This is a genomic window from Halomonas sp. I1 (genome assembly GCF_032334135.1).
GTDB lineage: Bacteria > Pseudomonadota > Gammaproteobacteria > Pseudomonadales > Halomonadaceae > Halomonas.
The window spans coordinates 1-13,816 of sequence record NZ_JAVXUS010000014.1 but is presented as its reverse complement, the minus strand read 5'-3'; the positions used below and the strand labels follow the sequence as shown (position 1 = coordinate 13,816).

14 protein-coding genes are annotated in these 13,816 nt (G+C 63.1%); 13 read left to right on the top strand and 1 reads right to left on the bottom strand.

From position 1 onward, the window contains the following. Window positions 1-240: 240 nt before the first annotated feature. From RSO41_RS13800 to RSO41_RS13780, 5 genes are read left to right on the top strand one after another with little or no spacing between them, the layout of a single operon-like run. Complete coding sequence (locus RSO41_RS13800; RefSeq protein WP_315619725.1) at window positions 241-1,032, top strand: enoyl-CoA hydratase; 792 nt, start codon at window positions 241-243, stop codon at window positions 1,030-1,032. Continuing rightward, complete coding sequence (locus RSO41_RS13795; protein ID WP_315619724.1) at window positions 1,032-2,588, top strand: 3-hydroxyacyl-CoA dehydrogenase; 1,557 nt, start codon at window positions 1,032-1,034, stop codon at window positions 2,586-2,588. The genes RSO41_RS13800 and RSO41_RS13795 overlap by 1 nt, the downstream gene beginning before the upstream one ends. Continuing rightward, window positions 2,578-3,831 (top strand): CaiB/BaiF CoA-transferase family protein, encoded by a 1,254-nt coding sequence (locus RSO41_RS13790; protein ID WP_315619723.1) that lies wholly within the window; start codon window positions 2,578-2,580, stop codon window positions 3,829-3,831. Before RSO41_RS13795 ends, RSO41_RS13790 begins: the two co-directional genes overlap by 11 nt. Window positions 3,832-3,872: 41 nt before the next feature. Continuing rightward, on the top strand, window positions 3,873-4,622 hold the full coding sequence (locus tag RSO41_RS13785) for an electron transfer flavoprotein subunit beta/FixA family protein (protein WP_315618036.1): 750 nt from the start codon (window positions 3,873-3,875) through the stop codon (window positions 4,620-4,622). A gap of 56 nt (window positions 4,623-4,678) precedes the next feature. Next, a complete protein-coding gene (locus tag RSO41_RS13780) occupies window positions 4,679-5,605 on the top strand; it encodes an electron transfer flavoprotein subunit alpha/FixB family protein (RefSeq protein WP_315618035.1) in 927 nt (308 codons plus the stop codon). A 109-nt stretch (window positions 5,606-5,714) separates the two neighbouring features. On the opposite strand, the gene RSO41_RS13775 is transcribed toward RSO41_RS13780, so the two are convergent. Beyond that, window positions 5,715-6,746, bottom strand: a complete 1,032-nt coding sequence (locus RSO41_RS13775; RefSeq protein WP_315619722.1) for a sodium:calcium antiporter — start codon at window positions 6,744-6,746, stop codon at window positions 5,715-5,717. Window positions 6,747-6,977: 231 nt separating this feature from the next. Between RSO41_RS13775 and dnaX the strand changes: the two genes are divergently transcribed. The 8 genes from dnaX (at window position 6,978) to modA (ending at window position 13,708) form a co-directional block, all read left to right on the top strand. Then, window positions 6,978-9,029 carry a DNA polymerase III subunit gamma/tau gene (gene dnaX / locus RSO41_RS13770; protein WP_315619721.1) on the top strand — a complete coding sequence of 684 codons (2,052 nt, stop codon included), beginning with the start codon at window positions 6,978-6,980 and terminating at the stop codon, window positions 9,027-9,029. A gap of 118 nt (window positions 9,030-9,147) precedes the next feature. Further along, complete coding sequence (locus RSO41_RS13765) at window positions 9,148-9,474, top strand: YbaB/EbfC family nucleoid-associated protein (protein WP_315619720.1); 327 nt, start codon at window positions 9,148-9,150, stop codon at window positions 9,472-9,474. 252 nt (window positions 9,475-9,726) lie between these two features. Continuing rightward, a complete protein-coding gene (gene recR, locus RSO41_RS13760; protein WP_315619719.1) occupies window positions 9,727-10,332 on the top strand; it encodes a recombination mediator RecR in 606 nt (201 codons plus the stop codon). A 25-nt stretch (window positions 10,333-10,357) separates the two neighbouring features. After that, window positions 10,358-11,491: a ribonuclease D gene (rnd, locus tag RSO41_RS13755; protein ID WP_315619718.1), complete on the top strand. Its 1,134-nt coding sequence runs from the start codon at window positions 10,358-10,360 to the stop codon at window positions 11,489-11,491. Beyond that, window positions 11,488-11,790 carry a YcgL domain-containing protein gene (locus RSO41_RS13750; protein WP_315619717.1) on the top strand — a complete coding sequence of 101 codons (303 nt, stop codon included), beginning with the start codon at window positions 11,488-11,490 and terminating at the stop codon, window positions 11,788-11,790. Before rnd ends, RSO41_RS13750 begins: the two co-directional genes overlap by 4 nt. 129 nt (window positions 11,791-11,919) lie before the next feature. Next, the gene (locus tag RSO41_RS13745) at window positions 11,920-12,366 is read left to right on the top strand and encodes a YcgN family cysteine cluster protein (protein ID WP_315619716.1); all 447 of its coding nucleotides are present in this window, start codon (window positions 11,920-11,922) and stop codon (window positions 12,364-12,366) included. A 10-nt stretch (window positions 12,367-12,376) separates the two neighbouring features. Next, the gene (locus RSO41_RS13740) at window positions 12,377-12,763 is read left to right on the top strand and encodes a winged helix-turn-helix domain-containing protein (protein WP_315619715.1); all 387 of its coding nucleotides are present in this window, start codon (window positions 12,377-12,379) and stop codon (window positions 12,761-12,763) included. Window positions 12,764-12,934: 171 nt separating this feature from the next. Then, the gene (gene modA / locus RSO41_RS13735) at window positions 12,935-13,708 is read left to right on the top strand and encodes a molybdate ABC transporter substrate-binding protein (RefSeq protein ID WP_315619713.1); all 774 of its coding nucleotides are present in this window, start codon (window positions 12,935-12,937) and stop codon (window positions 13,706-13,708) included. Window positions 13,709-13,816: the final 108 nt, after the last annotated feature.

The following is a 13,816-nucleotide window of genomic DNA, read 5'->3' as shown; positions in this document are numbered from 1 at the left end:
TCTGCGAGTTTTTTTCATGATTTGTCAATTCTGCAGACTATAAGTCCGCTATGCGGACCTCTTGTTTTTTCATAATAAATGCCGTAACTCATGAGTATTATTAAGTAACTATATGATAAATAAAGATATAAATAAGGTTTCCTTGTGTCTCCATTGACAGTCATTTGTCGGTCTATGTACGTTGTAATCTAAAATCAAAATATATGTCTGCATAGCGGACATTTAATGATGAGGTTGTGCATGACTGACAAACAGCAGTCCGCTGCGGTCTATCTGGTCACACTTGACGATGGCGTGGCCGAGGTACGCATCGATCGTCCGGAGGCCCGTAATGCCCTCAACGTCGCCGTCAGGCGTGAGCTCGCCGATCTGTTTTCATCCCTGTCGCTACGGGATGAGGTTCGGGCCATCGTGCTGACGGGCGGCGAGCAGGTCTTCGTTGCCGGTGCCGACGTCAGGGAATTTGCGACGGCGTCTCCTGCGGAGATGCATTCACGCCACAATGAGCGCTTCTGGGAGCCCATTGCGCACTGCCCCAAACCAGTGATTGCGGCGGTGAACGGGGTAGCGCTGGGTGGTGGCTGTGAGCTTGCCATGCACTGCGACATCATTGTGGCAGGTGAGTCGGCCCGGTTCGGGCAACCTGAAGTCAAGTTGGGGCTGATGCCCGGGGCTGGAGGGACACAACGGCTGGTGCGGGCCGTGGGCAAGTTCCAGGCCATGCGCATGCTGATGATCGGGGGCATGGTGTCGGCACCCGAAGCACTTCGCATGGGGCTGGTCAGTGACGTCGTCGCTGACGAACGCACGCTCGAGCATGCCAGGGCAATGGCAAAGGAGATTGCGCAGTGGCCGATGCTGGCAGTGGAGCAGATCAAGGAAGCGGTACTCGCGGGTGCTGACTTGTCCCTGGAAAGTGCCCTGGTTCTCGAGCGTAAGGCCTTCCAGATGCTTTTCGACACAGCGGAACAGAAAGAAGGGGCCGCCGCGTTCATCGAAAAGCGTCGGCCGAACTACCACGGAGAGTCGTGATGATCAGTGATATCAAGCGGGTGGGAATCGTCGGTACGGGGGTGATGGGAGCGGGAATCGCTCAGATCGTGGCCCAGGCCGGCCTGGAGGTCGCGTTGTTCGATAAGGGTGGCGGAGCTGCCCGTGCCGCGCGTGATGACCTGAAAGCAACGTTCGACAAGCTGATGGGAAAGGGCAAGATTTCCCGTGAATCCGCTGATGCTGCCTTGTCGCACCTCTGCATCGCCGAGTCGATGACGACACTGGCGGATTGCGATGTGGTCGTCGAGGCTATCGTCGAGGACCTAGGGGCCAAACAAGCCCTGTTTACCGAACTGGAGGCCATCGTTGGTACGGACTGTATCCTGGCGACCAATACCTCGTCACTTTCGGTCACGGCTATCGCCTCGGGATTGAGGTATCCGGGCCGGGTGGCGGGATGCCACTTCTTCAACCCCGTTCCCCTCATGAAGGTCGTCGAAGTGATCGGGGGGATAGATACCGAGGACGCCGTCGTCGAGTCGCTGCTCGGCCTGGTAAGTCGGCTGGGGCATACTGGTGTGCGCGCTCAGGATACGCCTGGTTTTATCGTCAATCATGCCGGTCGGGCTTACAGCACGGAAGGGTTGATGATACTGGAGGAGAGGGTGGCCGAGCCCGAGGAAATCGACTGGATACTCCGGGAAGAGTCCGGCTTTCGGATGGGGCCTCTCGAGCTGTTCGATTTGACGGGGCTGGATGTGTCGCACCCTGCCATGGAGTCGATCTTCGAGCAGTTCTATCAGGATCCGCGCTATCGGCCTTCCTGCATCTCCCGGCAGATGCTCAGGGGTAACCGTCTGGGGCGAAAGACGGGCCTTGGCTTCTATCGTTATGAGAATGGTCGCAAGGTCGACACGCTGGCGATTGCTCCGGTACCCGAGGTCAGCGATGCTCCGCCGGTCTGGGTGGGGGGCGATGACGACGCCGTTCGCGGTGAGGTGATGTCGCTGCTCGAGTCGCTTGGTGGTCGGGTAGAGTCGGCGAATTCGCCTTCGACGTCGGCACTCTGCCTGTTGTTGCCGCTTGGTGATGACGCCGTCAGTGCCAGTGCGTACTTCGATGTTGCCCCTGAGCGTACGCTTTGTCTGGATGTACTGCAGGGCCTTGATCGCCACCGAACCCTGATGACGACGCCGGTCACGAGGCAGGACATGCAAGATGCGGCTCATGCGCTGCTGGCGTCGGATGGCGTGGGTGTCAGCGTGATTCGCGACAGCGTGGGATTCATTTCTCAGCGTGTGCTTGCCTCGGTGGTCAATCTTGCCTGCGACATCGCGCAGCGCGGGATTGCTACGCCCGCCGATATCGATAATGCCGTCAGACTGGGGCTCAACTATCCTCGGGGCCCGCTAGCCTGGGGGGATGCGCTGGGACCGAAGCGACTGCTGACCATTCTCGAGCGCATCAATGCGTTGACGGGGGATCCGAGATATCGGCCGAGCCCATGGCTGCGCAGGCGCGCCACCCTGGGCGTGTCCCTGTTGCGCGAAGAAACCGGTATTCGGCGATACCGGGAGGTGGGCCATGTCGGATGAATCGGAGGGAGTGCCATCCGGAGGCGCGCTGACGGGGATCCGTGTACTCGACTTGAGCCGTGTGCTGGCGGGTCCCTGGTGTAGCCAGGTTCTGGCCGACCTCGGCGCGGATGTCGTCAAGGTGGAACGTGTCGGACAGGGTGACGACACCCGTGCCTGGGGCCCCCCTTACATGAAGGACGCTCAGGGTGACGATACGCTAGAGGCCTCGTACTATCAGTCCTCCAACCGCAACAAGCGTTCCGTGGCGGTCGACATCGCCAGCGAGAAAGGGCAGGAAATCGTCCGCGCCCTGGCGGCTGAAAGCGATGTGCTGATTGAAAACTTCAAGGCGGGTTCTCTGGCGAAGTACGGGCTGGACTATGCGTCTCTGTCCCGTATCAATCCCCGCCTGATCTACTGCTCCATCACGGGGTTCGGTCAGATGGGGCCGCGTGCCCAGGAGCCTGGCTATGACTTCATCATCCAGGGAATGGGTGGGCTGATGAGCATCACCGGCGAGCGTGATGGTGCCCCCGGTGGAGGGCCTCAGAAGGTGGGTGTCGCCGTGACCGATGTGATGACCGGGCTGTACTCGGTCGTCGCGATCCAGGCCGCCCTGTTGGCCCGCGAGAAGACCGGCCGAGGCCAGCATTGCGATATGGCGCTGCTCGATGTGCAGGTGGCGGCTCTTGGTAATCAGAGTCAAAACTATCTGAGCACCGGGGTGGCGCCGGGGCGCTATGGCAATGCTCACGCCAATATCGTGCCCTACAATTCATTCCATGCCAGTGACAAGGACTTCATCATCGCCTGCGGCAACGACTCGCAGTTTGCGGCACTGTGTGGCGCTATCGGGTTGCCGGAGCTGGCCACCGATCCCAGGTTTTCCCGCAATGAGAACCGTGTCAGAAACCGGGAGGCGATCACGCAGATTCTTTCGACTCACTTCAAGCGCGATACGGCCGAGGCCTGGGTGGAAAGAATCAGCAAGGTCAAGGTGCCGGTCGGAGTGATCAATGATATTGCGGGCGCGCTTTCGGAACCCCAGGTACAGGCGCGGGGCATGCTGGTCAATATCCCGCACTCCATGAATCAGGATTTCAAGATGGTGGGCAGCCCGATCCATCTTTCCGATACGCCGGTGGAGTACAAGCGCCCGGCGCCACTGTTGGGCCAGGACACCGAAGCGGTATTGTCCGAATACCTTGATCTTACTGCGGATCAGCTGTCGCAGCTGAAAGGTGATGGTGTCGTAGGTTGATTCTTGTTTCCATGTTGCTTGCTCATGGCTAAGGAGCGCATATGAAAGTCCTCGTCGCGGTCAAACGCGTCATCGACTACAACGTCAAGATCCGGGTCAAGCCGGACCATTCCGACGTCGACCTGACCAACGTCAAGATGGCCATGAACCCCTTCTGCGAAATCGCCGTGGAAGAGGCGGTCCGGCTCAAGGAAGCCGGCACGGCGACCGAGGTGGTCGCGGTCACCGTTGGTCCCAAGGCCGCCCAGGAACAGTTGCGTACCGCCCTGGCGCTGGGCGCCGATCGGGCCGTTCACGTGCAGACCGATGAGCGCGTCGAGTCGCTGGGGGCGGCCAAGGTGCTGGCCAAGGTGGTCGAGGAAGAACAGCCGGGGCTGGTGATCCTCGGCAAGCAGGCCATCGACAGCGACAACAACCAGACCGGGCAGATGCTCGCTGCCCTGACCGGGCGCGCCCAGGGCACCTTCGCCTCCGAGCTCAAGGTCGAGGGCGACACGCTGCAGGTCACCCGCGAGATCGATGGGGGCCTGCAGACCCTCTCGCTGGCCCTGCCGGCCGTGGTCACCACCGACCTGCGCCTGAACGAGCCGCGCTACGCCAAGCTGCCCGACATCATGAAGGCCAAGAAGAAGCCGCTGGACACCAAGACACCGGAAGACCTGGGTGTCGACATCGCCGGCAAGCTCAAGCTGGTCGGGGTCGAACCGCCGGCCGAGCGCCAGGGCGGCATTAAGGTGGGCTCCGTGGACGAGCTGGTCGACAAGCTCAAGAACGAAGCCAAAGTGCTTTGAAACAAGCGCTGTGAAGACCGTTCTTTGAAAACAGTTCTCTGAAAGGAGCTTATCTGATGAGCATTCTGGTACTCGCCGAACATCATGAGGGCCAGCTGGCCGAGGCCACGGCCCATGTGGTTGCCGCGGCTCGGGCCATCGGCGGTGATATCGACGTCCTCGTTGCCGGCGAGAACGTCGGCGCCATCGCCGAGGCCGCCGCCCGACTCGATGGCGTCGGCAAGGTGCGCGTGGCCGACCATGCGGTCTATGCTCACCAGCTGGCCGAGCCGCTGGGCGAGCTGCTGGTGGCACTGGCCGACGACTACTCTCATGTGCTGGCGGCGGCCTCGACCACCGGCAAGAACGTCATGCCGCGTCTCGCCGCGCTGAAGGACGTCTCGCAGATTTCCGAGATCATCGCCGTGGAGAGCGCCGATACCTTCAAGCGCCCGATCTACGCCGGCAATGCCATTGCCACTGTGCAGAGCGAGGACGCCCTGAAGGTGATCACCGTGCGCGCCACTGCCTTCGACGCGGTCGGCGAGGGAGCGGATGCCGGCATCGAAGCCGTCGAGACCGTGGTCGACAACGCCTTGTCTTCCTTCGTCGGTGAAGAGCTGGCGCAGAGCGACCGTCCCGAGTTGGGAGCCGCCAAGGTGGTCATTTCCGGCGGGCGCGGCATGGGCAACGGCGAGAACTTCAAGCTGCTCGAGGGCGTTGCCGACAAGCTCGGCGCAGCGATCGGTGCCTCGCGGGCCGCTGTCGATGCCGGTTTCGTGCCCAACGACATGCAGGTCGGTCAGACCGGCAAGATCGTCGCCCCGGAGCTGTACATTGCGGTGGGCATCTCGGGCGCCATCCAGCACCTGGCGGGGATGAAGGACTCCCGGGTGATCGTGGCGATCAACAAGGACGAGGAGGCGCCGATCTTCCAGGTCGCGGACTATGGCCTGGTCGCCGATCTCTTCGAGGCTGTGCCCGAGCTCGAGAGCAAGCTGTAGGGAAATATCGAGAGCCAAAAAGGCCTTAGACTGCGGGTGTTTCACGGCTTTGTAGCATGGATATCGGGGATGGAAGCAGGCTCGTGGAGTGTGACGAGCCTACGTGGCGTCATGCGGGCGGGAGGTGTGGCACCCAGTCTAGGGCGCCGAAGCTCTCGGCCCCGATCCAGATGATAAAGCCGGCATAGAGTGCGAGGAGCACGGCACACTCAGGCCTGGACAGTACCATTCTGGTTCGCATCATCAGGAAGAGGGCCACGGTGGCGGCGGTCAATGCTGCCATCATCGGTGCGGCCACCGAGAAGTTGACCATGGCGCCGCCGGCGATCAACACCCCGGCGGGGATGCACACCAGCAGGTCGAAGGTGTTGCTGCCCAGTACGTTGGCGATGCTGGTAATGCCTCGACCGTGGCGGGCTGCACGGATCGACACGAAGGCATCGGGAATCGAGGTGCCGGCCGCGACCACGGTGATGCCCCACAGGAAGCTCGGCGTGCTGAAGATTTCGCCGAAGTTCAGTGCGGCCTGGACCAGCGCCTCGACACCGGCCACGATCACGATCAACGACAGCCCCAGACGCAGCCATTCACGCCCTGGGCGAATGTCGCTGGCATCCACGTTCGATTCATGCTCCAGCGTGTCCTGGTATTGCACGAACAGGTAGAGGCCATACAGGGCGATGGGGATCAACGCCAGCACAGGGGTGATCTCGCCGGTAATGACGCCGCGGCTGCCCTCGCCAGGGTGATAGATGGCCGCGAAAGCGAAGGTCAGGGTCAACACCGCTACCGCGATCATGTAGAACTGGGCTTCCTTGTAGACCAGGTCGCGATTGGCGGTCAGCGGATGGCGGCTGGCCAGGCCGGACAGCGCCGGAATCACCAGGATATTGAACAGTGCCGAGCCGACGATGGCTGCCACGCCCAGCTCGAACTCGCCGTGAATCAGCGTCGAGATTACCGTGGTGGAAAGTTCCGGAAAACTCGAGCCTACCGCCACCACGATGGCGCCCTGGACGATGTCGGGGAGCCGGTAATAGGCCGAGAGTCGCTCGCTGGCGCGTTCCAGCAGACCACTGCCCCACCAGATGACGGCCGTGCCGACCAGGGCGACAAGTGTCCAGAGTAGTATCGGTGGCATGATCGCGGTCCTTGCGTGGTTGAGAGAAAAAGCAAGAGGGCGCTTCGGGCCGAAATGCTGGTATGAAGATAACAAAGGCCCATTGTCGGCGCATGGACATGGAAAGACGTCGCGACTTTGCGCCCCGGCCACCACCCGGTAGAATGATTCGACTTCCAGAGAATTCGCCGTGATCGGTGAATCAGACGTTTCCGGCTGCCAGCCGGCCTAGCTGCAAGGATTCCGAGCCGCATGAGCTATCAGGTACTGGCCCGCAAGTGGCGGCCGCGCACCTTCCATGAACTGGTCGGGCAGGAGCATGTTCAGCGTGCGCTGGTCAATGCCCTGGATCAGGGGCGGCTTCACCACGCCTACCTGTTCACCGGGACTCGGGGGGTGGGCAAGACCACCCTGGCGCGGATTCTGGCCAAGTGCCTGAACTGCACGGCGGCCGGTGCGGGGGACGAGGGCGTGACCTCGCAGCCATGCGGGCAATGCTCGAACTGCCAGGCCATCGACCAGGGGCGTTTCGTCGACCTGCTCGAAGTCGACGCCGCCTCGCGCACCAAGGTCGAAGACACCCGGGAGCTGCTCGACAATGTGCAGTACGCGCCGACCCAGGGGCGCTACAAGGTGTATCTCATCGACGAGGTACACATGCTCTCGACCAGCAGTTTCAATGCGCTGCTCAAGACCCTGGAAGAGCCGCCGCCCCACGTGAAGTTCCTGCTGGCGACCACCGACCCGCAGAAACTGCCGCCCACGGTGCTGTCGCGTTGCCTGCAGTTCACGCTCAAGCACATGCCGCCGGAGCGTATCGTCGGTCATCTCTCGATGGTGCTCGAGGCCGAGTCCGTGCCCTTCGAGGAGAGCGCGTTGTGGCTGCTCGGCAAGGCGGCCGAGGGTTCGATGCGCGATGCCATGAGTCTGACCGACCAGGCCATCGCCTTCGGGCAGGGCGAGATTCATCATGCCGACGTGGCGGCCATGCTCGGCACCCTGGATCATCGGCACGTGCTGGCGCTGATCGAGGCCCTGGCCGAGGCGGATGCCGCCCGATTGCTGTCCGAGGTCGCCTCGCTGGCCGAGCAGGGCCCGGATTTCGCCGCCGTGCTCGACGATGTCACCGCCATCCTGCATCGGTTGGCGATCGCCCAGATGGTGCCGGATGCTCTGGACAACGGACATGGCGATCGGGATGACCTGCTGGCGCTGGCGGCGCGCTTCACCGCCGAGGATATCCAGCTCTATTATCAGATCGGTGTGCAGGGGCGTGGCGACATGGGCCATGCGCCGGATCTGCGCACCGCGCTCGAGATGACGTTGCTGCGCATGCTGGCCTTTCGTCCCCAGGGCGTGCCCAAGCCCGCCAGGACGCCGTTGCCGATGCGCGGCGAGAGCGGAAATGGCGCTAGCGAAGGGAGTGAGAGCGGAGGAAGCCAGAGTGGCTCGCCTTCTGCCGCGCCCGCCGGTGAGCAGGTCAGTGCTGCGCCTGCTGCCGACGAGCCGTCGGCGCCGACACCGACACCTTCCGCAGAGACGGTGAGTGCACCGACCCCCGAAGCCGTGCCTGGCCCTGCCCGGGAAACGGTACCCGAGCCAGCTCCCGGGCCTCCCGCCGAACCGACCTCCGACGAACCGCCGCAGCAGACGTCGACGCCGCCCTGGGAAGAGGCGCCTGTCGACCTGGATGGCGCCGTCGCGCCGGCCTCGGCGCCAGAGGGAAACGTCGAACCCGAGGCGTTCGCGCCCGACGAAGCGGCAGGCACGGCGCCGGCCTCCGAGGCCGACAGCGAGCCGCCGGCCACTGCCCCTGCCGAAAAAACAGAACCGGTGCCTGCCGAGACGACCGAGGAAGCATCACCGATGCCGGCGGCCTCGCCTGGCGTGACGGATGGCATTCTGACCCATGAGGCCTGGCTGGCGCACTTCGAAACCCTGAAACTGTCCGGGCTTACGCGCAACCTGGCGGCTCACTGCATGGTCGAGGAGGATGACGGCGAATCTCTGCATCTGCGGCTGGATCCCTCACAGGCGGCGATGCAGGCCGAGGTACACGTAGAGCGAATCCGCGAAGCCCTGGCCGGGGCCGGGTTCGAGCGGCGCCTGGTGATTACCGACGGCGAGCTCTCCGATGCGCTCGAGACGCCCAGGCAGCAGGCCGACCGACTGGCGGCAGAGCGTCATGTCGAGGCGGTTGAAGCCTTGCGCGCTGACCCCCATGTCAAGAAACTGGAGCAGGCGTTTGGTGCCCAGTTGATCGAGGCATCGGTCAAGCCGGTGGTGGAGTCCGCTCGCCGCTGAGGGGCGACAAGAAACGGGGACCAGGCTGGTTCAACGCGTTAGATGACGCGAACAGAACACAGGCGCCGCTGGCCGGCCCGGCCAGCGCCGCCGTCATTTCGACGATGAGGATACCGCCATGATGAAGGGTGGAATGGATGGCCTGATGAAGCAGGCCCAGGAAATGCAGGAAAAGATGCAGCGGGCCCAGGAAGAGGTCGCCAAGGCCGAAGTCCAGGGCGAGGCCGGGGCCGGTATGGTCAAGGTGACCATGAATGGTCGCCACGACGTGATCTCGGTCGATATCGACCCGAGTGTCATGGAGGAAGACAAGGAACTGCTCGAGGACCTGCTCGCCGCCGCGGTCAATGATGCCGTGCGCAAGGTCGAGGCCAGTTCCAAGGAGCTGATGGAAGAAGCTACGTCCGGGATGAATCTTCCCCCTGGGTTCAAGATGCCTTTCTGATGATGTGCTGATTCATTGCTGCGCTCGACATCCCGGCCGCCGGCGGTACTCAGCATCCTCATTTACTGTCGTGTAAATTCCGGGGCTTGCGTGCCGGCGGCGGCCGGCCTGTCTTCGCTCGCGACATGAATCAGTACATCATCATGTCCGATCGCAAGGTGCATCAAGGCATCACGAGATGCATCAGCGCATCGTGTTGAGTGGCTGACTCATGAATGGCCGCTTTTTCCGCCCCTTGAATGTAGGCACCGTATGAGCTTTTCCCCTCTGGTCGATCGGCTGATGGAGGCCTTCCGGGTGTTGCCCGGAGTGGGGCCCAAGACCGCTCAACGCATGGCCATGCACCTGCTCGAGCGCGATCGTGACGGTGGCCAGCGCCTGGCCGAGGTGCTGGGTGTCGCCCTCGAGCAGGTCGGCTACTGTCAGCGCTGCCGTACCCTGACGGAAGAAACGATCTGCGCGCTGTGCAACAGTGATCGCCGTGACGATAGCGTGCTGTGCGTGGTGGAATCGCCCGCCGATCTGCTGGCCATCGAAGAGGCCAGGGGCTATCGGGGGCGCTACTTCGTGCTGCATGGCCACCTCTCGCCGCTGGACGGCATCGGTCCCGAGGACATCGGGCTCGACCAACTGGATGCCAGGGTGGCCGAGGAGGGCGTCGAGGAAGTGATTCTCGCCACCAACCCTACCGTGGAGGGCGAAGCCACCGCCCACTACATCGCCTCCCAACTGGGGCCGCGCGGCGTGAAACTGTCGAGGCTCGCCTATGGGGTGCCCATGGGGGGGGAGCTGGAGTACGTCGATGGTGGCACCCTGAGCCGCGCCTTCAACGGTCGCTTGCCCTTCGAGAGCGAGTGACCCCATTTCTCCACCGGAATACCGCATGCCCCTGACTCCCGAGATTCGCTGGATCGACACCCCCGAGGCCCTGGATGATGCCTGTGCCGAGGTGGCCGAGGCCGATGTCATCGCCCTGGACACCGAGTTCTTCCGCGAGAAGACCTTTCATCCCGTTCCCGCCCTGATCCAGTTCTGCGTCGGAGGCGCGGCCTATCTGGTCGACCCGACGACGGTGGCCTGCACCGATGCCTTTCGTCGCCTGCTCGGCGAGGGGCCTCTCAAGTTGTTGCATGCGTCCAGCGAGGACCTGGAGGTCTTCAATCACTGGGCCGGCGTGGCGATATCGCCGCTGGTGGATACCCAGATTGCCCAGTCGCTGCTCGGCGAGGTACCGGCGATGGGGTATCAGAAGCTGGTCGAGTTCTGGGTCGGCGAGACCCTGCCCAAGGACGAAACGCGTTCGAACTGGCTAATACGGCCCTTGAGCGAGACGCAGAAGACCTATGCCGCCCTCGATGTGATCTATCTGCTGTCGGTATGGCAGGGGCAGCGCGATTCGCTGGAGCGCCATGGGCGACTGGCCTGGCTGGAAGAAGAATGTCGGAGGCTGGTCGAGCAGACGACCCGCGACGAGGAGAGCGATGGCCAATGGTACCTGCGGCAACGCCAGCTATGGCGGCTCTCGCCTCGACAGATCGAGGCGTATCGACGGCTCACCATCTGGCGCGAAGGCGAAGTTCGCCGGCGCGACTTGCCGCGCGGCTGGCTGGCCAGCGACAAGCTGCTCTACGGCATCGCCGAACGCATGCCCGAGAATCGCTTCGAGCTGGCCGGCGTGGATGGCATGAAACCGCCACTGGTCAAGCGCGAGGGCGATACCCTGCTGGCGCTGGTGCGCGAGGCGCGTCACGTCGAGGAGGGCGAGCTACCGACGCCTCCCTGGTCACCGATGGATGCCGGCTTCAAGAAGCGTTACAAGGCGCTCAAGAAGGTGGTCACCCGCGAGGCCGAGGCCCTGGGGGTGGCGCCGGAAGTCGTGTTGCGCCGCCGTGATCTCGAGGCCCTGGTGAGCGCCTCGCTGCAGGGTGAGCCGTTGCCCATGCCCGGAGGCTGGCGAGGCGAGCGGCTTGCCGAGCCCCTCGAAGATGCGCTCCACCAGATATCGGAGGTGTCATGACGTACCTCGAAGGCAAGGTGTTGTGCGAGGTTTTCAAGAGCCCGCGCAAGGATGAAATGTATCTCTTCGTAGACAAGCGCATGGGCCTGGCCGAGGTCCCCGAGGCGCTGCTCGAACATTTCGGCGAGCCGATACCGGCCATGAGCCTGCTGCTCACCGAAGAGAAGGTGCTGGCCCGGACCACGGGAGCCGCTATCATGGCGGCCATCGCGGAAAAGGGCTATTACTTGCAGATGCCGCCGGCCAAGGAAGACTACCTCCTGGACCTGTATCGCACGCCGACGGAAGCAAAGTATTGAAGCGGCGAGCGGCGAGCGGCGAGCTACGAGAGACGAGCTGTTGGATGCAGGCCGCGGAGCCTGAGTTGAATGCTTGATGGCCCAGGGTGCGGTGGCACCATTCGGCTCGTGGCAGCGATAGGAATATTCATGAGAGAACGTTTCTGGGAGCGCTTTTCCCTCGAGGAATTGACCGATGAGGAGTGGGAGGCGCTGTGCGATGGTTGCGGCCAGTGCTGCCTGATGAAGCTCCAGGACGATGACGGGGATCTGGCGGTGCTCAACGTGGCTTGCGAGCTGTTGGATATCGGCAGTTGCCGGTGTGGCGATTATGAGCATCGTTTCGAACGTGTACCGGATTGCCGGCAGTTGACCCCGGCTCGTGTCGAAGCGTTCAACTGGTTGCCGGGCTCCTGCGCCTATCGTCGTCTGGCCGAGGGGCGCAAGCTCGCCGGCTGGCATCCGTTGATTTCCGGTGATGCCGAACGGGTCCACCGTAAGGGGATCAGCGTGCGAAGCTTCGCCGTGCCGCCGGCAGGGATATCCGAGGACGAACTCGAGGAGCATGTTATCGCGATTCTCCCCGTCAACGGTTAGCCTCCAGACTATGACCCGTACCCGACACGAGATTCCGAGCCTGCAGCTCAGACTGGTCGCCGACAAGGACGTGGTGATCGGTCCCGGCAAGGCTGATCTGCTCGATGCCATCGAGCGAACCGGGTCGATTTCCTCGGCCAGCCGAGAGCTCGGCATGAGCTACAAGAAGGCCTGGCAGCTGGTGGCGACCATGAATCGTCACCTGCCCGAGCCAGTGCTGGATACGGCCTCGGGGGGACAGCAGCGAGGCGGGGCGCGGCTGACGACCACCGGCCGCGAACTGCTGGCCCGCTACCGCGCCTTGCAGACGCTTCTCGACCCTGATTCGTCGCCTGCTGCCGAGCGACTGCTCGAGCTGCTCGATACCGATGAGCCCCCCGATTCCCCTGCTTCGTGATGCCTGGCGCTACGCCGTCTGTCGTTACCTGGGTCCGTGACCGTCGTCTGCCGATGCCTTGCGATGGAAGGTGCGGCGGGAGGATGACGCTGGTGAAGGGTTGCCGCATCGGATATCGCGAGGCTATAGTACTTTCGTTATTTCCAATCGTACATAACGGGGTCGACAGCCATGCGAGGAACACGAGCTCAGCGTCTTCAGGGAATGCTCGTTGCGGCGTTGTTGACGGTGGCAGCGTCGGCGTCGGCGGAAGACCGGGTCGAGTTGTTCGCGGCGGCCTCGATGACCGATGCTATCGATCGGATGGTGGCGCGCTTCGAGGCGTCCCACGATGTGGAGGTGGTGCCGGTCTATGCGGCCTCTTCCACGCTCGCTCGTCAGATCGCCAATGGAGCACCCGCCGAGGTGTATATCTCCGCCAATGTCGAGTGGATGGACTGGCTCGGTGAGCAGGGGGTGGCGCTGACCGAGCGTACCGACCTGGTTCACAATCGTCTGGCCCTGGTGGCGCCGGCCGACTCGCAGCAGAAACCTTTCGCGCCCGGCGACGATGAGACAATCGCCGCTCGGCTCGGCGAGGACGCTCGACTGGCCGTCGGTGATCCGGCTCATGTACCGGCCGGCATCTACGCCAGGCAGGCACTGCAATCGCTGGGGGAGTGGGAGACGTTGGCACCACGCCTGGCGCGCGCCGCTAACGTGCGGGCGGCACTGGCCCTGGTCGAGCGGGGGGAAGCGCCCCTGGGGGTGGTATACAGCACGGATGCCCGGGCCAGCGATACCGTCCGGCAACTGGGGCTGTTTCCGTCATCTTCTCACGCGTCGATCACTTACCCGGTCGCGGTGGTCGGCGAGCGTCCTTCGGACGCTGCCTTGACGCTTCGTCGCTGGTTGGAGAGCGACGACGCCATGGCGATATTTCGGGCAGAGGGGTTCGGAACCTAGACTCGAGCTACGAGCTACGAGCTACGAGCTACGAGCTACGAGCTACGAGCTACGAGCTACGAGCTACGCTGCCTTGGGGTTGCCCTTCGAATCTCTTGGCTCGAGTCT

Bases quoted from the DNA above. Each gene is read 5' to 3' on its own strand.
- RSO41_RS13800 (WP_315619725.1), top strand. From the start codon at position 241: ATGACTGACAAACAGCAGTCCGCTGCGGTCTATCTGGTCACACTTGAC.
- RSO41_RS13795 (WP_315619724.1), top strand. From the start codon at position 1,032: ATGATCAGTGATATCAAGCGGGTGGGAATCGTCGGTACGGGGGTGATG.
- RSO41_RS13790 (WP_315619723.1), top strand. From the start codon at position 2,578: ATGTCGGATGAATCGGAGGGAGTGCCATCCGGAGGCGCGCTGACGGGG.
- RSO41_RS13785 (WP_315618036.1), top strand. From the start codon at position 3,873: ATGAAAGTCCTCGTCGCGGTCAAACGCGTCATCGACTACAACGTCAAG.
- RSO41_RS13780 (WP_315618035.1), top strand. From the start codon at position 4,679: ATGAGCATTCTGGTACTCGCCGAACATCATGAGGGCCAGCTGGCCGAG.
- RSO41_RS13775 (WP_315619722.1), bottom strand. From the start codon at position 6,746: ATGCCACCGATACTACTCTGGACACTTGTCGCCCTGGTCGGCACGGCC.
- dnaX (WP_315619721.1), top strand. From the start codon at position 6,978: ATGAGCTATCAGGTACTGGCCCGCAAGTGGCGGCCGCGCACCTTCCAT.
- RSO41_RS13765 (WP_315619720.1), top strand. From the start codon at position 9,148: ATGATGAAGGGTGGAATGGATGGCCTGATGAAGCAGGCCCAGGAAATG.
- recR (WP_315619719.1), top strand. From the start codon at position 9,727: ATGAGCTTTTCCCCTCTGGTCGATCGGCTGATGGAGGCCTTCCGGGTG.
- rnd (WP_315619718.1), top strand. From the start codon at position 10,358: ATGCCCCTGACTCCCGAGATTCGCTGGATCGACACCCCCGAGGCCCTG.
- RSO41_RS13750 (WP_315619717.1), top strand. From the start codon at position 11,488: ATGACGTACCTCGAAGGCAAGGTGTTGTGCGAGGTTTTCAAGAGCCCG.
- RSO41_RS13745 (WP_315619716.1), top strand. From the start codon at position 11,920: ATGAGAGAACGTTTCTGGGAGCGCTTTTCCCTCGAGGAATTGACCGAT.
- RSO41_RS13740 (WP_315619715.1), top strand. From the start codon at position 12,377: ATGACCCGTACCCGACACGAGATTCCGAGCCTGCAGCTCAGACTGGTC.
- modA (WP_315619713.1), top strand. From the start codon at position 12,935: ATGCGAGGAACACGAGCTCAGCGTCTTCAGGGAATGCTCGTTGCGGCG.